This is a genomic window from Roseiarcus fermentans (genome assembly GCF_003315135.1).
Taxonomy (GTDB): Bacteria; Pseudomonadota; Alphaproteobacteria; order Rhizobiales; family Beijerinckiaceae; genus Roseiarcus; species Roseiarcus fermentans.
On the sequence record NZ_QNRK01000032.1, the window covers coordinates 14,031 to 35,426 of the forward strand.

Below are 21,396 nucleotides of genomic sequence, written 5' to 3' on the forward strand. Positions count from 1 at the left end.
GGGCGCGGGCGCGAGCCGCTTCGGGCCGGCGCCCCTGTCATGCGAACGTCGCAGGCGGAAGCCGTTCCGGCGCCGCCTGCGACGTGCTATTCCGGGGCGACGCAAGGTTTCGGAGCCAAGAAGACCGTGAAGAACATTCTCGCCCATCTCGACGCCCGTCGCGCGCTGGCGCGTCTCGGGGGCGGCGAGCAGCGCATCGCGGCGCAGCACGCGAAGGGCAAGCTCACGGCGCGCGAGCGAATCGAACTGCTGCTCGACCACGATTCGTTCGAGGAATTCGACATGTTCGTCCAGCATCGCTGCGACGACTTCGGCATGGAGGCGACCAAGATTCCCGGCGACGGCGTGGTGACCGGCTGGGGCACGGTCAACGGCCGCACCGTCTACGTGTTCGCCAAGGACTTCACCGTGTTCGGCGGCTCGCTGAGCGAGACGCATGCCCAGAAGATCACCAAGATCCAGGACATGGCGGTGAAGAACCGCGCCCCGATCATCGGCCTGTTCGACGCCGGCGGCGCCCGCATCCAGGAGGGCGTGGCGGCGCTCGGCGGCTACGGCGAGGTGTTTCAGCGCAACGTGCTCGCCTCCGGCGTGATCCCGCAGATCTCGCTGATCATGGGGCCGTGCGCGGGCGGCGACGTCTATTCGCCGGCGATGACCGACTTCATCTTCATGGTGCGCGAAACCAGCTACATGTTCGTCACCGGCCCGGACGTGGTCAAGACCGTGACCAACGAGACCGTCACCGCGGAAGAACTCGGCGGCGCGCAGATCCACACCACCCGCTCCTCGATCGCCGACCGCGCCTACGACAACGACGTCGAGGCGCTGTTGCAGATGCGCCGGCTGATCGATTTCCTGCCGTCCTCGAACCTCGAGCAGCCGCCGAAGCTGCCGAGCTTCGACCATCCGGAACGAATCGACATGTCGCTCGACACGCTCGTGCCGGACAACCCGAACAAGCCCTACGACATCAAGGAGCTGATCCTGAAGATCGCCGACGAGGGCGACTTCTTCGAGATCCAGGAAGCGCACGCCAAGAACATGGTGACGGGCTTCATCCGGATCGAGGGCACGACGGTCGGCATCGTCGCCAACCAGCCGCTGGCGCTCGCCGGCGTGCTCGACTCGGACGCCTCCCGAAAAGGGGCGCGGTTCGTGCGCTTCTGCGACTGCTTCAACATCCCGATCGTCACCTTCGTCGACGTGCCGGGCTTCCTGCCGGGCACCGCGCAGGAATACGGCGGCCTGATCAAGCACGGCGCCAAACTGCTGTTCGCCTTCGCCGAGGCGACCGTGCCGAAGGTCACCGTGATCACCCGCAAGGCGTTCGGCGGCGCCTACGACGTCATGTCCTCCAAGCACTTGCGCGGCGACATCAACCTCGCGTGGCCGACGGCGCAGATCGCGGTCATGGGCGCCAAGGGCGCGGTCGAGATCATCTTCAGGTCCGACATCAACAATCCGGAACGGATCGCTGAAAAGACGAGGGAATACGAGGACGTATTCCTGTCGCCGTTCATCGCGGCCGAGCGCGGCTACATCGACGAGGTGATCATGCCGCACTCGACCCGGCGGCGGCTGTCGCGCGTGCTCAACATGCTGCGCAACAAGAAGCTCGAGAACCCCTGGAAGAAGCACGACAACATTCCGCTCTAAGGGCAGCGTGAGCGCCGCGCTGCGCCCTCGTCGCGCTCCCCGGGCTTCCTGATCGCGGGGGACGCGGCGACCTTAGCGGGCGCCGTCATGGCCGAGCCGATCGCGTCAGGGAGGACCACTCCCCGGCGCTCGCCGCCAAGGTTTCGGGTCGCCAATGAAACTCATCTGCCTGAACACCTGGGGCGGCCGCGCCGGCAGGGAAAACCTGCTCGGCTTCTTCGACGCCCATCGCGACGCGGATTTTTTCTGCCTGCAGGAGATCTGGTCGGCGCCCTACGCCGGGCTCGAAGGCGCGCCGGCCGGCGGCGCGCCGCTCGCCCACGACGCCATCATGGTCACCGGCAAGCAGGAGATCGGCGCGCGGCTCGGCGGCCACGCGGCGTTCTTCCACCCGCATCATCTCGACGACTACGGGCTGATGACGCTGGTCTCGAAGCGCCTCGACGTGGTCGAGTCCGGCGACGTCTTCGTCCACCGCGAGCGCGGCTACGTTCCCGAGGGCGACATCGGCCATCACGCCCGCAACGTCCAGTTCGTCACGGTCGCGACAGCGCGCGGCCGGGTCGGGGTGATGAATTTCCACGGCCTGTGGAACGGGCGGGGGAAGGGCGACAGCGACGACCGGCTCGCCCAGTCGCGGCGGCTCGTCGCCTTCCTCGCCGGCCGGCGCGAGCCGTTCGTGCTGTGCGGCGACTTCAACCTCGCCCCGGGCACGCAAAGCCTGAGAATGCTGGAGGCGGCGGGCCTCAGGAACCTCGTCGCCGAATTCGGCGTCGCCTCGACCCGGACGCGCCTCTACCGGCGGCCGGAGCGATTCGCCGACTATGTGTTCGTCAGCCCCGGCGTCGACGTGCGCGCCTTCGCCGTGCTGCCCGACGAGGTCTCCGACCACGTCCCGCTGAGGCTGGAATTCGACCTCAGCTGAACCGGAACAGCCCGCCCATCATGTTGCGCAGGAAGTCGGGTTCCGTGCCGCCGGTGGGGGTCGTGCGCGAGACGTAGTCGAACACCTTTCCGTCCTGCATGCCGTAATTGGCGATCCGGTCGACCTTGCCGCTCTTGTCGAAATAGACGGCGACGACGTGCTGGTCGGTCAACTGCGCCGGCAGGAAGGCCAGCGCGCGGTGGTATTTCTGGCCGATGTAGTACCAGGCGTCGCCGCCGACGGTGGACGTGGTCGACGGGGTCCCGAGGATCGCCAGCGCCTCCGGCTTGGTGGTCGCGCCGAGCTTGATCTGCCCCATCGACTCCTGGTCGACCTGATAGCCGCGATCGAAGTCGCCGTCATAACCGATGCAGCCGCCGAGCGCGGCGCCGAGCGTCAGCGCGCTCCCCAGCGCCAGCCCCCGCGCGGCGCGGGCTTTCGACTTGCCGCCCTTCGACTTGCCGCCCATTGCAACACTCCGGTTCATCGCGCCCGTTTTGGTCTTGCCAGCGCGACCCGGGATGCCTAACCCATGCGGTCGAACAAATGCAAGGCGACGGCGGACGTCCGACCGTCGCATGAAGGCGCCCTCATGATCTTCGCCCGATGGCGCGCGCGGCGCGCCAGCCTCGCCCTCATCGAAGAGCTTCGCGGCGAGATCGTGGCCGCCGCCCGCCGTCCGGCGCTCTATGCCGCGCTCGGGGCGCCCGACCGGGTCGACGGGCGTTTCGAGCTCCTCGCCCTGCATGCCGGTCTCGCGCTGCGGCGTCTGATGACGCTCGGCGGTCTCGGCGAGCCGATGGCGCAGGATCTGGTGAACGCCCTCTTCATGCATCTCGACGATACGTTGCGCGAGCAGGCGCTGAGCGATGTGTCCGTGTCGAAGCGGCTCTCCGCCATGAAGAGCGCTTTCTACGGCCGCAACGCGGCTTACGCCGAAGCGCTCGATTCGGGCTCGCGCGAACGGCTCGAAGCCGCGCTTTCGCGCAACGTCTACGGCGCGCCGGCCGGCGACGGCCATGCTGCGGCGCTCGCCGACTACGTGCTCGCGCTCGAGGCCGCGCTCGCGCGCACGCCGATCGAGGATTTCGCTGCCGGCCGGTTCCGCTACCCGGACGGCGCGCTCGCCGGAGACTAGATCATGCAGGAGCCGCTCAGCCGCATCGTCAGGGTCGACAAGCTGCCGCGGGACGGCGAGACCGTGACGATCGAAGCCACCCCCGCCGAGCGCGAGGCGCTCGCCGGATTCCTCAAACTGCCGTCGATCGAGCGGCTGACCGCCACGCTCACCGTCCGGAAAGCGGCGAGGGGCGGCGCGCGCGTCACCGGAATGGTGCGCGGAGCGCTCACCCAGACCTGCATCGTCAGCCTCGACCCGTTCCCCGCCACGGTCGAGGAGGCGGTCGACGTCCGCTTCGCGCCGCCCGACGACGACCGTCCGCGCCGGCCGGGCGAGGCGCCGGAGGTCGTTTCGATGATCGGCGAGGACGAGCCGGACCCGATCATCGACGGCAAGATCGACCTCGGGGCGCTGGCGGCCGAGTTCTTCGCCCTCGGCCTCGACCCCTATCCACGCAAGCCCGAGGTCGCGTTCGAGCCCCCGGCCGAGCCGGAGCCCGAGGCCGCGGCGACGCCGTTCGCGGTGTTGCGCGGCGGCAAGCCGGCGAATGACGACTGAGGCGCGGCCGACGATCGGCGCCGTCCTCGCGGCCATCGAGGCGGCCGGCCTCGCGCCCCGCGGCGCCTTCTCGCTCACGCCCGGGGAGCGCGTCGGGGCGCTCGCCGGGGTGCGCACGATCGCGCTCGTCGGGGTCGCGGGCGGCGAGGGCTGGGACGCGTTCGCGGCGGCGCCGGAGGCGCAGGACGGCGAGGCCGATCCGCTCGACCGGTTCAGCCGTCGCGTCATCGGCGCGCTGGCGCAAAGCTTCGGCGCGGTCGCCCTCTATCCGTTCGGCGGGCCGCCCCGCTCTCCGTTCCAGCAATGGGCGCAGAGGGCCGAGCCCGTCCATCCCTCGCCGATCGGCTTCCTGATCCACTCGACCTACGGCCTGTGGCACAGCTATCGCGGCGCGCTCGGGTTTTTCGACGCCCTTTCGCTTCCGGAGGCCGATCGGCGGCCGAGCCCCTGCGCCGCCTGCGTTGCAAGACCGTGTCTCGCCGCCTGTCCCGTCGGCGCTTTTACGCAGGGCGGTTACGACGTCCCGGCCTGCGCCCGCCATCTCGGCGCGCCTGACGGCGCCGACTGCATGGGGCGCGGCTGTCTCGCCCGCCGCGCCTGTCCGGTCGGGGCGGAATACGCCTACGGGGCCGCGCAGGCGTCGTTCGCCATGCGCGCGTTCCTGCGCGCCCGCGCCGCCCTGGCGGGGTAGCGGGCGAAAGCTGGGCGGCGAGACGCCGCCCCGCCCTTGCCGATCAGTCCGGGTTGCGGGCGGTGACGAACCAGACCGCGGCGCCGAGCGGCACGCGGTCGCCGTCGGCATGCCGGGCGAACGCGTCCCGGATCGCGGCCGCCGCCGCCGCGCGCGCCGGCTCCGGCTGGTCTTCCAGCATCCGGCTCGCCGGCCCCAGAGACAGCGCCGCGTCGACGGCCGCGTCCAGGCCTCCGCCGAGCGCGATGTCGAGTTGGTAATCTTCCGGCTCGACGTCGACGTCGAGGAAGCCGGCGTCGAACAGAATGCGCCGCACCCGGTTTTCGTCGGCGAAGGCGAACGGGCCGGGGTCCTCCGGCCCGAGTTCGGGCAGGGGCGGGGCGTGACCGGCGGCCGCGCGCAAGGGGACGATCATCCATGGATTCTCGCGCGCCGCCCGCCAGCAGGCGAAGGCGAGCCGCCCGCCGGGCTTCATCCCGGCGCGGAGATTGGCGAACGACCGCGTCGGGTCGGCGAAGAACATCACCCCGAACCGCGAGGCGACGAGATCGATCTCGCCCGGCGGCGCCTCGTAGAGCGTGGCGTCGGCGTGGATGAAACGCGCCGGCACGTCCTCGGGCGCGCGCTCGCGGGCGTGCCGCAGCAGGGTTTCGGAAACGTCCACCCCGAGCGCCTCGCCCTCGGGCGCGACGCGCGCGGCGAACTCGATCGTCGTCGCCCCGCTGCCGCAGCCGATGTCGAGCACGAACTCGCCGGGGCGCGCGTCGGCCACGTCGATCAGCCGGTCGGAGATCGGCCTGAACAGCGCCTCGTGCCGATCGAGATGGTCGGCCCAGCGCCGGCCGCCGGCGCCGTTCCAGTACGCGGCCTGAGCCGTGTTAAGAAAGTCGATGGAAGCCATGGACATCGTGTTACCTCCCTTGCCTTCTTATGCCGGCGACGCCAGCGGCTTGCCTTTTTCGACCACGTAGGTGTCGGCGAGCACGGTCTTGGCCGCGCCCGTCCTGGCGCTGTGCGGCCGCGCGGTCGGAACCTGGAACGCCTCGCCGGCCCTCAGCGCGATCGGGGTCTCGCCTTCGACGCTGAGTTCGATGTCGCCTTCGAGCACGTAGCCGGATTCGACGCCCGGATGGGTATGCCGCGGCACGACCGTCCCGGGGTCGAACTCGACCCGCATCTCCAGGGTCTCGTAGCCGTCGATCGGCCCGTCGGTCCGCTTCATCAGAATGCGCCGGAGCCCGGGCGTCTGCGCCTCGGCCGCGGTCGCCAGAAAGCCGCCGGCCGCGCACAGGGCGCAGGCGGCGAAAGCGCGTCGCGTCAACATGGGGGTCGTCCTGCTCGTCACGCCATTCGTCCTTTCGCGAAACCTCATTCCGCCGCCTCCGGCGCGCGCTCGAGATGCGGGTCGTGCCCGAGCGCCAGCGTGATGCCGAGCGCGACGACCGCGCAGGCGGCGATCGACACGAGTCCCCAGACGAAGCCGCCGGTCGCGTCCTTGATCCAGCCGATCACGAACGGGCCGAAATATCCCGACAGGTTTCCGATCGAGTTGATCGCCGCAATGCCCGGCGCGACCGCCGCCCCGGCGAGGAACGCGGTCGGCAAGGTCCAGAAGATCGGCAGCGAGGCGAACACGCCGAAGGCGCCGACGGTCAGCGCAATCATCTTGAACGTCGGGTCGGCGAGGAAGGCCGAGGAACCGACGCCGATCGCCGCCAGCGCCAGGGCGACCGCCAGATGCATCGTCCGCTCGCCCTCGCGGTCGGAGCGCAGCCCCCACCACACCATGCCGACGAAGCCGACGGCGTAGGGGATGGCGTTGACCCATCCGGTCATCGCGATCGTGAGGCCGAAGCCCTTGACGATCGTGGGCAGCCAGAAGCCGACGCCGTAGAGGCAGGCCACCGCGCCGAAATAGACGAGCGACAGCGCGAGCACGCGCGGATCGGCGAGGCTCGCGAGCGCGCTCTTGGGCGAGACGTGTTCGCGCCGCTGGTCCTCGAGCGCGAGGCGGCGCTGCAGCCAGGCGCGTTCTCGCGGGTCGAGCCAGGTCGCGTCGGCCGGCCGGTCGGTCAGATACCAGAAGACGACGAACGCCAGCACGATCGAGGGCAGGGCCTCGATGATGAACAGCCACTGCCAGCCGCGTAAGGACATCAGGCCGTTGAGGCCGAGCGCCCACGCCGACACCGGCGAGCCCAGCGCCGAGGACAGCGGGATCGCGGCCATGAAATAGCCGACGATGCGCGCCCGGTGCGAGGCCGGAAACCACAGGGTGAGGAAGAAGATGATGCCGGGGAAGAAGCCGGCCTCGGCGAAGCCTAGCAGGACGCGCAGCAGGTAGAACGTGTGCTCGGCGCTCAAGGTCGTCGCCGCGGCGATCTGCGGGATGAAGGCCATCATGCCGGAGATCACCCCCCAGCTCAGCATGATGCGCGCGATCCACACCCGCGCGCCGACCTTGTCCATGATGATGTTGGAGGGCACCTCGAACAGGAAATAGGCGAGAAAGAACACCCCGGCGCCGAAGCCGAAGGCCGTCTCCGACAGGCCGAGGTCGGCGTCCATGGTCAGCTTGGCGAAGCCGACGTTCACCCGGTCGAGATAAGCGACGAAATAGCACAGCACGAGAAACGGTATGAACCGCCTCGCGACCCGGCCGAGCGTGCGCGCCTCGATGGCGTCCGCCTCCGCCATTCCTTCCTCCTGTCGTTCCAGCCCGCGCCCGGTCTTTCGCCGGGTCCGCCGGTCAAGTGTGCGGAAATTCGCCCGACCGCGCAAGCACAATCCGCCGCGAGGCAGGGGAACGTTGCCCAATCGGCGACGATCCGGCACAGTCCCTCCTTTGGGAACGGCCTGGTCGTCGAGTCGGATGTCGAAAGGATCAAGTCATGGCGAAGAGTTCGAAGCCCGCGGCCGAGCGGGCGCCCGCTCCCCCCGAGGCGGCGCCGCGCGTGCCGACGGAAGCCGAAGTGCGCGAGCGCGCGCACGCGATCTGGCTCGCCGAAGGCACGCCCGAAGGGCGGGAAGTCGACCACTGGATGCGGGCGCGCCGCGAGCTCGAACGGGAGGCCGGGCTCGAGTGACGCGACAATGTCACATTGCGACCGGATGCTCCGCGCCATTGTCCAGACGATGTCCTGGCGGAGACGGACGCGATGACCGACGGTAAGACCCTCTACGAAATCCCCGGACTCGATATGGCGGGCGAGGACGTCCGCATCCAGAGACGCGCCTACCAGATCTGGGAGGAGGAGGGCCGGCCTCAGGGGCGCTCGCTCGAGCACTGGACCCGGGCCGAGCAGGACCTGAGGGCGGAGTCGGAGCAGAAGCTGCGGTTCGCCGAAGGAGAAACTTCGTCACTGAGCGAGTCGGACTGACGAGTCGGCTCCGCTTTGCTTTACAACCCGGAGGAATGCGGAATGACGAACGTCCTGTCGGACAAAGAATCGGCGCTGATCGACGCCTACTGGCGCGCGGCCAACTATCTGTCCGTCGGCCAGATCTACCTGTTCGACAATCCGCTGCTCAAGGCCCCGCTGGAAAGGCGGCACGTCAAGCCGCGCCTGCTCGGCCACTGGGGCACCACCCCCGGCCTCAACTTCATTTACGTGCACCTCAACCGGCTGATCAAGAAATACGACCTCGATATGATCTACGTCACCGGGCCGGGCCACGGCGGCCCGGCGCTGGTCGCCAACGCCTATCTCGAGGGAACCTACAGCGAGGTCTACCCCAACGTGTCGCAGGACGAGGAGGGGATGAAGCGGCTGTTCACCCAGTTCTCGTTCCCGGGCGGGATCCCGAGCCACGTGGCGCCGGAGACGCCGGGCTCGATCCACGAGGGCGGCGAACTCGGCTATGCGATGTCGCACGCTCACGGCGCCGCTTTCGACAATCCGAATCTGATCGTCGCCTGCGTGGTCGGCGACGGCGAGGCCGAGACCGGCCCGATGGCGACGAGCTGGCACTCGAACAAGTTCCTCAATCCCGTCGCCGACGGCGCGGTGCTGCCGATCCTGCACCTGAACGGCTACAAGATCGCCAACCCGACCGTGCTGGCGCGCATCCCGCACGACGAGCTCGAGGCGCTGTTCCGCGGCTACGGCTACGATCCGCGGTTCGTCGAGGGCGACGACCCGAACACGATGCATCCGCTGATGGCGGAAACGCTGGAAAAGGCGGTCAACGACATCCGCGCCATCCAGGCCGACGCGCGCGCCAACGGGTTCAGCAAGCGGCCCAAGTGGCCGATGATCGTCATGCGCACGCCGAAGGGCTGGACCTGCCCCAAGTTCATCGACGGCAAGCGCGAGGAGGGATACTGGCGCTCCCACCAGGTGCCGATGGGCGACATGGACAAGCCCGGGCACGTCGGCATCCTCGAAGACTGGATGAAGAGCTATCGCCCGGAGGAGCTGTTCGAGTCGGGCAGGCTCAAGGCGGAGCTCGCGGCGCTGGCGCCGTCGGGCGTGCGGCGCATGAGCGCCAACCCGCACACCAACGGCGGCGCCCTCTTGCGCGAGCTCAGGCTGCCGGATTTCCGCGACTACGCCGTCGCCGTCCCGTCGCCCGGCGCCGCGATCGCCGAGGCGACGCGCGTGATGGGAACGTTTCTGCGCGACGTGATGAAGCTCAACCTCGAGTTCCGCAATTTCCGCCTGTTCAGCCCCGACGAGAGCAATTCCAACCGCTGGCAGGACGTGCTCGAGGTCACCAAACGCGCCTGGGTCGCCGAGACGCTTCCCTACGACGACCACCTCGCCCCGGACGGCCGCATCATGGAGATGCTGTCGGAGCACCAGTGCCAGGGCTGGCTCGAGGGCTACCTGCTCACCGGCCGGCACGGCTTCTTCTCGTGCTACGAGGCCTTTATCCACATCATTGACTCGATGTTCAACCAGCACGCCAAGTGGCTCAAGGTGTGCAAGGACATCGAGTGGCGCCGGCCGATCTCGTCGCTGAACTACCTGTTGTCGAGCCTCGTCTGGCGGCAGGACCACAACGGCTTCTCGCACCAGGATCCGGGCTTCATCGATCACGTCATCAACAAGAAGGCGGAGGTGGTGCGGGTCTATCTGCCGCCGGACGCCAACTGCCTGCTGTCGGTGACGGACCATTGCCTGAGAAGCCGCAACTGCGTGAACGTCGTGGTCGCCGGCAAGCAGCCGTCGCCGCAGTGGCTCGACATGGACCAGGCGATCAAGCACTGCACCGCGGGGCTCGGCATCTGGGAATGGGCGAGCAACGACAAGGAGGACGGGCCCGACGTGGTGATGGCCTGCTGCGGCGACGTGCCGACCATCGAGACGCTGGCGGCGGTCGACCTCCTGCGCCATTACTTCCCGCAGCTGAAGGTGCGGGTCGTCAACATCGTCGACCTGATGCGGCTCCAGCCGCCGAGCGAGCATCCGCACGGGATCCCCGACCGCGACTTCGACGCTTTGTTCACCGTGGACAAGCCGATCATCTTCGCCTTCCACGGCTATCCGTGGCTCATCCACCGGCTGACCTACCGCCGCCACGGCCACGACAACATCCACGTGCGCGGCTACAAGGAGGAGGGGACGACGACCACGCCGTTCGACATGTGCGTGCTCAACGACCTCGACCGCTTCCACCTGGTCAACGACGTGATCGACCGCGTGCCCGGCCTCGCCTCGCACGCCGCCTACGTCAAGCAGGCGATCCGCGACAAGCTGATCGAGCACAAGGAATACATCCGCCGCGTCGGCGACGACCTGCCCGAGATCAAGAACTGGACGTGGGGCGGCAAGACCGTCGCCTCGCAGCACAGCTCGACCGGCGGCGACAACGTGTAGGCGGATGGGTGGCGGGGGGCGCGTCGGTGACGCGCCCGGCGTCGGGGTTGCGGTGACCGGCCGCCGAGTTAGAAAAGGCCCATGAAGCAGCCGATCTTTTCCGATCCCGCCGCGCTCCGCCGTCGCGACCGCATCCGCACGCTCTCCCTGTTCGGCTCGACGCTCAGGGGGACCGCCGGGCCGGACAGCGACGTCGATCTCCTGGTCGCGTTCGAGCCGGATGCGACCCCGGGACTCCTGACGATGGCGCAAATCGAGATCGACCTGTCGGAGCTTCTGGGCGGGCGCCGCGTCGATCTCCGCACGGCCGAAGACTTGAGCCGATATGTTCGCGATGACGTCGTGCGCCGGGCGGAGCCCCAGTTTGACGCCCGATGACGCCATCCGCATCCGTCATAGGATCGAGGCCGCGCAAGAGGCCTGCAGCTTCGTCGACGGAAGGCGCCGTGAAGCGCTTGGAACAGATGCGATGCTGGTGTTCGCAGGTGTGCAGGCCCTTCAGATCGTCGGCGAGGCGGCATCGAAGGTTTCCGCGCGCCCAGGCGGATTTCCGTCCATAGCGAAAGGCGCTCAATCATGCCCAAACGGATCGTATTCACCGGCGGAACCGGCAAGGCGGGCCGCCATGTCGTCCCGTATCTTCTTGGGAAAGGCTACAAGATCCTCAACGTCGATCTGAAGCCGCTGGAGCAGAAGGGCGTCAACACGCTGATCGCCGATCTCACCGACAACGGGCAGGCCTTCAACGCGCTGACGTCCCATTTCGGCCTCGACGGCTTCGAGGCTGGGCGGCCCGCTCCGCCGCCTGACGCCGTCGTTCATTTCGCCGCCATCCCGCGGGTGCTGATCGAGCCCGACAACAAGACCTTCACGGCCAACGTGGTCAGCACCTACAACGTCATCGAAGCGGCGATGAAGCTCGGCGTCCGCAAGGTGATCGTCGCGTCCTCGGAGACGACCTACGGCGTCTGCTTCGCCGAGGGCGACAAGGACTTTCACCACTTCCCGCTGGAGGAGGACTACGACTCCGACCCGCAGGATTCTTATGGCCTTTCGAAGGTCTGCAACGAAAAGACGGCGCGCGCCTTCGCCATGCGCTACCATGCCGACATCTATGCGTTGCGCATCGGCAATGTGATCGAGCCGCACGAATATTCGATGTTCAAGGGCTTTCTCGACAATCCGATGTCGCGCAAGCGCAACGCGTGGAGCTATATCGACGCGCGCGATCTCGGCGAGATCGTGCATCTCTGCCTCGAGAAGGACGGCCTCGGCTATCAGGCGTTCAACGCGGTCAACGACACGATCACCTTGAACACGCCGACCGAGGCGTTTCTTCGCAAGGCCTGTCCCAATGTCGAGATCCGCCGTCCGATCGAAGGGTTCGCGGCGCCGCTCTCCAATCGAAAGATCCGCGAAGTCTTGGGTTTCCGGGAGAGTCACGACTGGCGCAAGTACGTGTAGCGCCGCGGCCGTCGCCACGTCGGGCGCGCCGCGCCACAGCGCTCATGCCGCCGACCTCGCCCAATCCACCAAACTGAGCCCCGTCACGCGCTCGAACGCGCGCCTGTTGGCGGTGACGAGCGTCGCGCCGCGCCGCCGCGCCTGCGCGGCGACGAAGACGTCGTAAGGTCCGATCGGCGCGCCGGTCCGCCTGAGATGGGCGCGAATGTCGGCGGCCTCGCGCGGATCCTCGTCGTCGAGCGGCAGGAGCGTGAAGCCGCCCGCGCCGTCGTAAGAATGATGGTTCCACAACCGGGATCAGCGTGAGTCCGACAATCGGTTAGCGTGCGGCGCGCACGTCCGTTGCGGTGAAATCGTAACCCTTATACAATAGACGCGCGTTCATTGCCTTGGCGAGCGCATAGGCCGCGCAATCGCAGAAATTGAGCCGCGCCTTCGGGTCGACGCCCTTTCCGTAACGCTGGAACGCTGCGACGGCGAACGCGGCCAGATGCACGTCATGGGGGACGATTTCGGCCTTGATAAGGGCGAGAAAGTCCTCGAAGTCGTAAAGTCCGTTCCGGTTCGTCGTTGAGCATCGCCACGAATGCCGATGTATCGATGACGATCATCGCGGCAAGCCGAAATCATCGTAGCCAATGATTTCGTCAGCAGACCTCGGGTCAACCAGAGGCCTCGCCGCGCTACGCGCTGCAATTTCCTCCATGCCCGCGATCAGTTCCTCTTTTGTCCCGGAAGGCGGCAGCGGCCTCGCGGGGCTACGCCACGGCAGAATGTCGCCGGTACGAGAGACGGCGTCGCGCACGATTTCGTCGGGCGTACGGCCTGTGCGGGCGGCCTTCGCCTCGATAAGAGCCTCGGTTTCCTGAGAAAGACTCGTCATATTCACAGTTTAGCACAGCTCTCTGTAAGAGCCCAGAGAAGCTCGAGTTCTCAGCGAGTTCCGATTAAGAGAGCGTTCTCATTTCTGAGCCTCGGAATTCTCGATACTCGTTTCCCAATGAGCCGAGCCGAGCGTCTGCCGCCAGCGACTGGCGCCCGTAACGGCCAGGGCGGGGCTCGCTTCGGCCGTCATCGCGAGGAGCGAAGCGACGTGGCGATCCAGGAGTCCGGGACGCCGACGCCTGCCGCCAGTGGAGTCCGGCGCTCCGGCAGCCGGCAGCGCAGACGGCTCCTGGATCGCCGCGTCGCCCTTCGGGCTCCTCGCGATGACGAAGGGCAAGGACCCCACCTTGGCAGATACTCGCGCCCGCAAAGGTCGCCGGAAGCGGTTGGAATCGCGCGAAGCCGGCCGGGGCCAGCGGGGCGCCCGCACGCTCGCGAGCCTCAGAGCCAGGGCCTCGTCGAAGCGGCGTGGCCGGCGATGAACCCGGCGGGCGCCGGCGCGGCGGCCGGCGGGGGCGCGGATCCGGGCGCGGTGGCGACAGACTTGCATGTCGCGCGCGCGTCATGCGACCGACATCGGGTTGGTTCAAAACAGGAATTCCAGACCGAATCATCCGGGAGTGCGAACCATGGCGCAGGGCAGGGCGACGGGCGGCGGACCGAAAGGGCCGAAGCCGCAGGCGATCGACGAGGCGGTCATTCTCGAACGCTACGGCTCGAACGCGCTGCGCTTCGCTGGCGCGCCCGACGCGCTCTACGAGCGGCGACTCAAGCTCGACAACGTCGTCGAGCCCGACCGCGCCGACGCCCGCGAGCGCTACGAGGCCGCCGCGCGCGCGGTGCGCGACATCGTCGCCGACCGCTGGCTGCGCACGGACGAGACCTACGCGCGGGAGAATCCGAAGCGCGTCTACTACCTCTCGATCGAGTTTCTCATCGGCCGCTCGCTCGGCAACAACGTGATGAACCTGATGCTCGATCCGGTGATCGAGCGGGCTTTCGGCGAGGACAGCCACCAGTGGGCGGAGATCCTGCACCAGGAGCCCGACGCCGGCCTCGGCAACGGCGGCCTCGGCCGTCTGGCGGCCTGCTTCCTCGATTCGATGGCCACGCTGCAACTGCCGGCGATGGGTTACGGACTGCGCTACGAGCACGGCATCTTCCGTCAGACGATTCGCAACGGCTGGCAGGACGAGCGCCCCGACAATTGGCTGCGTCATCCCGACCCCTGGGAAGTGGTGCGTCCGAGCGAAAGCGTCGAGGTGACGTTCGGCTGCTCGTTCGAATTGCGCGCCGGCGCGCTGCGCATGATCCCCAACAGCCCCTCGTCGCTGGTGGGCATCCCTTACGACCGGCCGGTGATCGGCTACGGCGGCGAGACGGTGAACACGCTGCGGCTGTGGAGCGCGACCGCCCTGCACGCGTTCGACTTCCAGCGCTTCAGCGGCGGCGATTTCGTGGCCTCTATCGCCGAGGCCCTGAACGCGGAATCGCTGACCCGCGTCCTCTATCCGGACGACACCACGGTGCAGGGGCGCGAACTGAGGCTGATGCAGGAATATTTCCTGGTCGCCTGCTCGCTCGGCGACATCGTTCGCCGGTTCCGCGAGACCAATGACGACTGGCGGACGCTGCCCGACAAGGCGGCGATCCAGATGAACGACACCCATCCGACGCTCGCCGTGCCGGAGCTGATGCGCATTCTGCTCGACGAAGCGCGCCTTGACTGGGACGAGGCGTGGGACATCACCCGCCGCACGCTCGCCTACACCAACCACACGCTCCTGCCGGAGGCGCTCGAGCGCTGGCCGGTCGACTGGATGCAGCTCCTCATCCCGCGCCATCTCGAGCTCATCTACGAGATCAACCGCCGCCTCGTCGCCGACATTCGCGCCCGCTTTCCGGGCGACGAGGCGCGCGTGGCGCGCACCAGCCTGATCGAGGAAGGCCAGACGAAGCACATCCGCATGGCGAACCTGGCGATCGTCGGCTCCCACAGCACCAATGGCGTGGCCGCGATCCATTCCCGGCTTCTGCGCACGACCACGGTCAAGGACCTCGCCGAGGCCTTTCCCGAGCGCTTCAACAACAAGACCAACGGCGTCACGCCGAGACGCTGGCTGCGCCTCGCCAATCCCTGGCTCGCGGAGGCGATCACCGCCAGCATCGGCGACGCGTGGATCACCGACCTGGCCGAACTGAAGAAGCTGAAGCCGCTGGCCGAGGACGCCGCCTTCCGCGCCGAGCTTCACAAGGCGCAGCGCGCCTGCAAGGCCCGGTTCGCCGACTGGGTCAAGCGGCACACGGACGTCGTGGTCGATCCGGACTCGATGTTCGACTGCCAGATCAAGCGCATCCACGAATACAAGCGGCAGCTCCTGAACGCGCTCCGGATCGTCGTCCTCTATGACCGGCTGCGCGAGAATCCGAAGCTCGACATGCGTCCGCGCACCTTCTTCTTCGCCGGCAAGGCGGCCCCCGCCTATCATCTGGCGAAAGTGATCATCAAGTTCATCAACAACCTCGGCCAGACGCTCGACGAGGACCCGGTGGTCGGCGGCAAGCTGAAAGTGGTGTTCCTGCCGGAATACAACGTCACGCTCGCCGAGCGCTGCATTCCGGCGGCCGACGTCTCGAACCAGATCTCGACCGCCGGCTACGAGGCGAGCGGCACCAGCAACATGAAGTTCATGATGAACGGCGCCTTGACCCTCGGCACTCGCGACGGCGCGACCATCGAGATGGCGGAGGAGGCGGGGGAGGAGAATTTCTTCCTGTTCGGCCTGACCGCGGCCGAGGTCGCCAACAGCCGCCCGTGGTACAGCCCCTACTGGCACTACGAGAACGAGGCGGAAACGCGCAAGGCGCTGGACCTGATCTTCTCCGATCATTTCAGCCGCGAGGAGCGCGGCGTGTTCGAGCCGCTGCGCGGCGCGCTCTTGACCAACGGCGACCCGTACATGCACCTCGCCGACCTGACGTCCTATCTCGCAGCCGACGCGGCGCTGTCGGCGCTCCACCGCCAGCCCGACGAATGGGCGCGAAAAGTCATCCACAACATCGCCGCCTCCGGCAAGTTCTCGAGCGACCGCACGATCCACGAATACGCCACCGAGATCTGGGGCGCGAAGCCTTGCCCGGCGGGGTAGGGCGGCGCCCGCGAGGCTTGCGCTCAGGCGCTCATCATGCGTGCGACCGCCCGGCGAAGGATCTCCGATCCGATCGGCTTGTGCAGGACTTCGAATCCGCTCGCTGCGATTTCGGCGATGTTCTCCCTGGCGGTGTCTCCGGTGAGAACCAGCGTCGGCAGCGCGCGGCCCGAGCGGCGCAGAATCTCCTTCGCGGTCTCGACGCCGGTCCGGCCCGCGCCGAGCCGCTGGTCGGTGACGATGCAGCCGAAGCGCCAGCCGTCCCGGTCCGCGACGGCGACCGCCTGTTCGCCGTCGGACGCCGAGACGGTCTCGTAGCCCCATCGCCCCAACAGCGCCTCGAGGCTCTCCCGCACGATCAGGTTGTCTTCGATGATCAGAACGCGCCCGCCCGGGTCCTGCACGTCGTCGGCGGCGGCGTTGCGACCATCGGCCGGGGCAGCCTTGGCCGACGGCAGCGCCAATGAGAACCGCGATCCCTTTCCCTCGTTCGAATCGACCTCGATCGTCGCGCCCATGAGCTTCGCGATCCGATCGACGATCGCGAGCCCGAGGCCCAGGCCCAGGCCCAATTGGCGCCCGGGATTGCCGAGTTGCACGAACTCTCCGAAAATGTCGGCGCGTTTGTGCTTCGGCACCCCGATGCCGGTGTCGACGACGTCGATGCGGACGCGGTCCCCTCTCCGCCTGAGCCCGACCAGAACGCCGCCTGCAAGCGTGTAGCGCAACGCGTTCTCGATCAGGTTTCGCAAGGCGCGCTCGAGCAGCGTCGGATCGGCGTCGACCCAGAGTTTTCGCGGAACCGGCCGGAAGACGAGCCCACGCGCCCTGGCCTTCGGCCGGTATTCGAGCGCAAGACGGCCGATGAGGTCTTCGAGGTCGACCGCCTCCGACCGGGCCTCGACCCCTGAGTCGAGCCGCGAGACGTCGAGAATGGCGTTCAGCAGCCCGTTCAGCCCATCGAGCGACCCCCGCATCTTTCCGAGCGTTTCGAGCGCCGGCGGATTGGCGGCGTTCTGGCGCTCCGCCAGCGCCATCAAAAGGACGAGCGACTGCACCGGCTGACGCAGATCGTGGCTCGCAGCCGCGAGGAACTTCGACTTGGCCTCGTTTGCGCGCTCGGCCTCCGCCTTCGCCGCGGCGAGTTCGCTCTCGATGCGCTTCTGCTCGGTGATGTCGAGAACGAGCCCCGATACCCGGAGCGGCGTCCCATCGTCGGCGAACTCCGCCTTGCCGAGCGCGGCGAGCCACCGGATTTCGCCGGATCGCAGAGCGACGCGGTACTCGAATCTCGCTTCCGGCAGGCGCTTTTCCAGGCCGGCTTCGATGCGGGCGAGGACGACGGCGCGATCGTCGGCATGCATGCTCGCCAGCCACTGGTCACGCGTCGGCGGTGCGCGGTCCGGATCGCATTCGTGGAGCGCGCACGCCTCGGGCGACCACTCCGTTTCCCCGGTGACGAAGTCGACTCGCATCGCGCCTGCGCGCGCGCCCTGCAAAGCCAGTCTGAGCTGCTCCTCGCTTCTCCTCAGCGCTTCCTGCGCGCGCCGGCGGTCGGTGACGTCGAGGAAACTGGCGCGAACCAGCCGGACATCGTCCCGCAGTCGGACAAGGGCGACGCGGCACACCCGTATTTCCCCGGAGGGCCTGCGGATTCGCCGCTCGAAACTCACTTCCTCGCCGGCCAGGGCGCGTGTGTTGCGCTCCAAAAAGGAATCCGCCACCGGTCGCCCGTCTGGTTGCTCCAATGTGTAGTAGTGCGCCGGTCCATGCCGGCAAATTTCCTGGCGCGGAACGCCGAACAGCCGCTCTGCGGCCTTGTTCGCAGCAACGACGCGGTCGTGGTCGAAGTCGTAAAGCAGGATCGCGTCGGGCGCCGCCTCGACCAGCATCCGGAAGCGCGCCTCGCTGGCGCGCAGCGAGTCCTCCGCCTTCCTGTGTTCCGTGATGTCGACCAGGCTGGAGCGCAGCAGGCGGGCGCTCGACGGCAGCCGGACGAGCGTCACGCGACACAAGCGGTCCTCGCCCGACGGCCGGCGGATCAGCCGCTCGAACGTCACCGCATCGCCGCCGAGCGCCCGGCTGTTGTGCTCCGGAAAGGTCTCCGCCGCCGGCCGGCCGTCCGGTTGTTCGGGCGCGTAGAGGCGTTGCGGCTCGACTTTGAACAAGTCGTCCCGGGACAGGCCGAACAGGCGTTCGGCGGCCTTGTTGACGGCGAGCAGCCGGCTCTTGTCGACATCGTAGAGCAGGATCGCGTCGGGCGCTTCCTCGACCAGCGTGCGAAACCGTTCCTCGCTGGCCCGCAGGGATCGCGCGGCCTCGGCCTCCCGCTCCTTGCGCGCCGTGATGTCCTCGGTCGTCAGGATGAGGCCGCCTACGCGTCCGTCGCCGTCGCGCCAGGGACAGGCCGTCCACTTCACCCATTGGACTCGTCCATCGGCGCGCTGGAACGCTTCGCCCTCCGAACTCTCGCTTGCTCCCGCGAGGCATCGGCGATGCGCGGCCTTCCATGCCTCCGGGATGTCCGGAAAGACGTCGTAATGACAGAGGCCGACCGGCGAGCGGGTGAGGGCGTAGTCTGTCAGCCAGCGCTCGCTGACCGCGAGATAGCGCATCTCCGGGTCGAACATCGCCATCGCGCCCGGCGCGTAGGTGAGGAAGGCGCCGAGCTGGACATCGGGACCGTGTCCGATCGTCAAGGTCTGACCTCCCCGTCAAGGGCTTGCCGCAACGGATCCATCCGCGCCAGACTAGCGGCTCATTGTGGCGCGTGTCGTCAACTTTGGGAGCAATCGACGAGAAACCTGCGTCACGCCGCCCCGGCGCCTTTCGGGCGTTGACATCCCGCGGAGGAATCCCGCCTCGGCTCGGTCGGCGCACGCCAATGAAGATCCTCGTCGCGGGACCCGCCCAACGAATTTACGAGGTCGGCTTCCCAGGCGCGGCCGTGGCGCCATCTCCTGATCAGGTTCTTGCACGGTCCGAGGTGCGGCGAGCGCGGTTTCCCCGGGCGGGGCGACGGAGCCTTGGCGAACCCCCCAACGCCCGCGGCCAGCGCGCGCGGCAGTCCCCGACCTCCCGATTTGCCGGTTGACTTGGCCCTGCCTTTCCGGCCCAAGTCGCCGAACCTCGAGAGCAATTTTTGGGAATGGACCAGGCGCGCGCGAAGATGACTCCGGCGTCCGTCCTGCGTGCGCTCGCCGTCTGGGGGCCGGGCGTCCTGGTGATGCTCGCCGACACCGACGCCGGCAACGTCGTCACGGCGGCGCAAGCCGGGGCGCAATGGGGCTATCGCCTGCTGCCGCTCGTCCTCCTGCTCGCCCCGATGCTCTATCTCGTTCAGGAACTGACCGCGCGGCTCGGCGTCTTCACCGGACGCGGCCACGCGGAACTGATCCGCGAGCGCTACGGCCTCGGCTGGGCGCTGCTCGCGGTGGCGGGCCTGGCGGCGGCGGCGATCGGCTCGCTCGTCACCGAGTTCACCGGCGTCGCCGGCATCGGCGAATTGTTCGGCCTCGGGCGCAGCGTCACGCTGCCGCTGGCGGCCGCCGCCATCCTGGCGATCGTCGGCACCGGCTCCTACCGGCGGGTCGAGCGCGCGGCGCTGCTGATCGGCCTGTTCGAACTGGCGTTCTTCGCCGTCGCCTGGGCGGCGCAGCCGAAGCTGTCGCAGATCGCGGCCGACGCGGCGAGCTTTCCGGTCGGCGACCGGGCGTTCCTCTACATGGTCGCGGCGATCATCGGCGCGACCTTCAACCCGTGGATGGTGTTCTACCAGCAGTCGGCGACCGTCGACAAAAGGCTGCAGCCCGCCGACCTCGGGCACGCGCGCGTCGACACGGCGATCGGCGCCGCGCTCACCCAATGTCTGACCGGCGCGGTGTTGATCGCCGGCGCCGCCGCCTTCGCCTACGGCGCGCAGCCGAAAGCCCTGACCAGCGTCGGCGACGTCAGCGCCGCGCTGACGCCGGCGCTGGGCGCCGTCGCGGGAAAGGTGGTGTTCGGGGCGGGGGTGCTCGGCGCCTCGATGGTGGCCGCGATCGTCGCCTCGCTGGCGCTCGCCTGGGGGGTCGGCGAGATCGCCGGCTACAAGCGCGCGCTGGAACGGCGCCCGTTCGCCGCCGGCTGGTTCACCGGCGTCTACGCGCTTCTGGTCGTCGGCGCAGCCTTCGCCGTCTGGGCCGCCTCGGACCTCGTCTGGCTCAACATCGCGGCGCAGGTGCTGAACGCCTTCCTGATGCCGCTGGTGGTCGGCTTCCTCGTCGCGCTCGCCGCGACCGCGCTTCCGGAAGCCCATCGGCTGCGGCGGGGCCGGCTGGCGCTGACCGTCGCCGTCTGCGCGCTCGTGTCGGCGCTGGCAGTGGCGAGCGGGATCGCCGGGCTGATGTGAGGGGGCGGCGCCCGGTGAGGACGCCGTGCCGGCGTGGATTCAGGCCGGCCGGGGTGGCGCGACCGCATCCGGGGTCAGCGCAAGGTGCGGTATGGCCCTGTTGACTGCGCCTCGTCAGCGCCGGGATCGCGCCAGGCGCTCGCCCTCTTCTCTTGTTGCTCCGGATTTCGGATTGGGCAAGATGATCATGTTTCATGTCGGGGGGCGCGGGCGTTCGCGACCAACCGCTGCCGGCTGAAAATGGGGCCGCGGTGGAGATCGAATTTGATCCGGCCAAGAGCCACAGGAACCGGGTGGAGCGGGGCCTGCCATTTGAACTCGTGGTCGAGGCCGATTGGTCGGCGGCTCTCACTGTTGTTGACAATCGTCAGGACTATGGCGAGACGCGTTTTGTCGCCTATGTCCCGATCGAGAGGCGGTTGCATGTGGTATGCTACACGATGCGCGGCGCCGCGTTTCGCATTATCAGTTTTCGCAAGGCCAACTCACGCGAGATGGAGCAATATGCGCAGGCCACTGACCGATGAGGACGGCGAAGTCATTCGGCCGTTGACGCGCGCCGAAGGCAAGCGCCTGCGCCCGATCGGAGAGGTCACGCCCGGATTCACCGAGGCGGTGGAGCGTCTCCGCATGCGACTGACGATGGAGGTCGAGCCCACTGCGGTCACGAAGGCGGTCGCGCGCGCCCCGACTGTCGAGACGACAGGGACGGTCACGCGGCCGGGCGCGGTCA

The 21,396-nt window shown here is 68.2% G+C and carries 21 protein-coding genes; 13 read left to right on the plus strand and 8 right to left on the minus strand.

Features of this window, described 5'->3' with window-relative positions; all coding sequences use genetic code 11:
• The first annotated feature begins 126 nt into the window (after window positions 1–126).
• Window positions 127–1,659: an acyl-CoA carboxylase subunit beta gene (locus DFR50_RS23265; protein ID WP_113891722.1), complete on the plus strand. Its 1,533-nt coding sequence runs from the start codon at window positions 127–129 to the stop codon at window positions 1,657–1,659.
• Window positions 1,660–1,813: 154 nt separating this feature from the next.
• The gene (locus DFR50_RS23270; protein WP_113891663.1) at window positions 1,814–2,584 is read left to right on the plus strand and encodes an endonuclease/exonuclease/phosphatase family protein; all 771 of its coding nucleotides are present in this window, start codon (window positions 1,814–1,816) and stop codon (window positions 2,582–2,584) included.
• Here DFR50_RS23270 and DFR50_RS23275 read toward each other — a convergent pair.
• A complete protein-coding gene (locus DFR50_RS23275; RefSeq protein WP_113891664.1) occupies window positions 2,577–3,053 on the minus strand; it encodes an outer membrane protein assembly factor BamE in 477 nt (158 codons plus the stop codon). The genes DFR50_RS23270 and DFR50_RS23275 overlap by 8 nt on opposite strands.
• Window positions 3,054–3,116: 63 nt before the next feature.
• Between DFR50_RS23275 and DFR50_RS23280 the strand changes: the two genes are divergently transcribed.
• The 3 genes from DFR50_RS23280 to DFR50_RS23290 are packed head-to-tail and all read left to right on the plus strand — an operon-like array spanning window position 3,117 to window position 4,953.
• Window positions 3,117–3,722: a ubiquinol-cytochrome C chaperone family protein gene (locus DFR50_RS23280; protein WP_245428080.1), complete on the plus strand. Its 606-nt coding sequence runs from the start codon at window positions 3,117–3,119 to the stop codon at window positions 3,720–3,722.
• A gap of 3 nt (window positions 3,723–3,725) precedes the next feature.
• Window positions 3,726–4,262 carry a YceD family protein gene (locus tag DFR50_RS23285; RefSeq protein ID WP_113891665.1) on the plus strand — a complete coding sequence of 179 codons (537 nt, stop codon included), beginning with the start codon at window positions 3,726–3,728 and terminating at the stop codon, window positions 4,260–4,262.
• Window positions 4,252–4,953, plus strand: coding sequence for a 4Fe-4S dicluster domain-containing protein (locus DFR50_RS23290; RefSeq protein WP_210209012.1), 702 nt, complete (start codon window positions 4,252–4,254; stop codon window positions 4,951–4,953). The genes DFR50_RS23285 and DFR50_RS23290 overlap by 11 nt, the downstream gene beginning before the upstream one ends.
• A 43-nt stretch (window positions 4,954–4,996) precedes the next feature.
• On the opposite strand, the gene DFR50_RS23295 is transcribed toward DFR50_RS23290, so the two are convergent.
• Genes DFR50_RS23295 through DFR50_RS23305 form a run of 3 tightly spaced genes read right to left on the minus strand, consistent with a single transcriptional unit; the run spans window position 4,997 to window position 7,650 of the window.
• Window positions 4,997–5,860, minus strand: a complete 864-nt coding sequence (locus tag DFR50_RS23295; RefSeq protein WP_113891666.1) for a class I SAM-dependent methyltransferase — start codon at window positions 5,858–5,860, stop codon at window positions 4,997–4,999.
• A gap of 21 nt (window positions 5,861–5,881) precedes the next feature.
• Window positions 5,882–6,277: a cupin domain-containing protein gene (locus DFR50_RS23300; RefSeq protein ID WP_113891667.1), complete on the minus strand. Its 396-nt coding sequence runs from the start codon at window positions 6,275–6,277 to the stop codon at window positions 5,882–5,884.
• Window positions 6,278–6,321: 44 nt separating this feature from the next.
• Complete coding sequence (locus DFR50_RS23305) at window positions 6,322–7,650, minus strand: MFS transporter (RefSeq protein ID WP_113891668.1); 1,329 nt, start codon at window positions 7,648–7,650, stop codon at window positions 6,322–6,324.
• Between the two features lie 194 nt (window positions 7,651–7,844).
• Between DFR50_RS23305 and DFR50_RS23310 the strand changes: the two genes are divergently transcribed.
• The 5 genes from DFR50_RS23310 to DFR50_RS23330 all read left to right on the plus strand — a co-directional run bounded on the left by DFR50_RS23310 (window position 7,845) and on the right by DFR50_RS23330 (window position 12,239).
• The gene (locus tag DFR50_RS23310; RefSeq protein ID WP_113891669.1) at window positions 7,845–8,039 is read left to right on the plus strand and encodes a DUF2934 domain-containing protein; all 195 of its coding nucleotides are present in this window, start codon (window positions 7,845–7,847) and stop codon (window positions 8,037–8,039) included.
• A gap of 72 nt (window positions 8,040–8,111) precedes the next feature.
• Entirely contained in the window at window positions 8,112–8,333 is a 222-nt protein-coding gene (locus DFR50_RS23315; RefSeq protein ID WP_210209013.1) for a DUF2934 domain-containing protein, read from the plus strand.
• Between the two features lie 42 nt (window positions 8,334–8,375).
• Window positions 8,376–10,775, plus strand: coding sequence for a phosphoketolase family protein (locus DFR50_RS23320; RefSeq protein ID WP_113891670.1), 2,400 nt, complete (start codon window positions 8,376–8,378; stop codon window positions 10,773–10,775).
• An 81-nt stretch (window positions 10,776–10,856) separates the two neighbouring features.
• A complete protein-coding gene (locus DFR50_RS23325; RefSeq protein ID WP_113891671.1) occupies window positions 10,857–11,153 on the plus strand; it encodes a nucleotidyltransferase family protein in 297 nt (98 codons plus the stop codon).
• Between the two features lie 195 nt (window positions 11,154–11,348).
• Window positions 11,349–12,239, plus strand: a complete 891-nt coding sequence (locus DFR50_RS23330) for an NAD-dependent epimerase/dehydratase family protein (RefSeq protein WP_113891672.1) — start codon at window positions 11,349–11,351, stop codon at window positions 12,237–12,239.
• Between the two features lie 42 nt (window positions 12,240–12,281).
• Here DFR50_RS23330 and DFR50_RS23335 read toward each other — a convergent pair whose 3' ends face one another.
• The 3 genes from DFR50_RS23335 to DFR50_RS23345 are packed head-to-tail and all read right to left on the minus strand — an operon-like array spanning window position 12,282 to window position 13,122.
• Entirely contained in the window at window positions 12,282–12,530 is a 249-nt protein-coding gene (locus DFR50_RS23335) for a PIN domain-containing protein (protein WP_113891673.1), read from the minus strand.
• Window positions 12,531–12,558: 28 nt separating this feature from the next.
• A complete protein-coding gene (locus DFR50_RS33665) occupies window positions 12,559–12,837 on the minus strand; it encodes a PIN domain-containing protein (RefSeq protein ID WP_425376090.1) in 279 nt (92 codons plus the stop codon).
• A gap of 9 nt (window positions 12,838–12,846) precedes the next feature.
• Window positions 12,847–13,122 carry a type II toxin-antitoxin system VapB family antitoxin gene (locus DFR50_RS23345; RefSeq protein ID WP_113891674.1) on the minus strand — a complete coding sequence of 92 codons (276 nt, stop codon included), beginning with the start codon at window positions 13,120–13,122 and terminating at the stop codon, window positions 12,847–12,849.
• A 631-nt stretch (window positions 13,123–13,753) separates the two neighbouring features.
• Between DFR50_RS23345 and DFR50_RS23350 the strand changes: the two genes are divergently transcribed.
• A complete protein-coding gene (locus DFR50_RS23350) occupies window positions 13,754–16,273 on the plus strand; it encodes a glycogen/starch/alpha-glucan phosphorylase (protein WP_113891675.1) in 2,520 nt (839 codons plus the stop codon).
• Between the two features lie 23 nt (window positions 16,274–16,296).
• Here DFR50_RS23350 and DFR50_RS23355 read toward each other — a convergent pair whose 3' ends face one another.
• Window positions 16,297–18,972: a PAS domain S-box protein gene (locus tag DFR50_RS23355; protein ID WP_113891676.1), complete on the minus strand. Its 2,676-nt coding sequence runs from the start codon at window positions 18,970–18,972 to the stop codon at window positions 16,297–16,299.
• A 470-nt stretch (window positions 18,973–19,442) separates the two neighbouring features.
• Between DFR50_RS23355 and DFR50_RS23360 the strand changes: the two genes are divergently transcribed.
• Complete coding sequence (locus DFR50_RS23360) at window positions 19,443–20,663, plus strand: NRAMP family divalent metal transporter (protein WP_245428084.1); 1,221 nt, start codon at window positions 19,443–19,445, stop codon at window positions 20,661–20,663.
• 194 nt (window positions 20,664–20,857) lie between these two features.
• Window positions 20,858–21,190, plus strand: a complete 333-nt coding sequence (locus DFR50_RS23365) for a BrnT family toxin (RefSeq protein ID WP_210209014.1) — start codon at window positions 20,858–20,860, stop codon at window positions 21,188–21,190.
• Window positions 21,191–21,396: the final 206 nt, after the last annotated feature.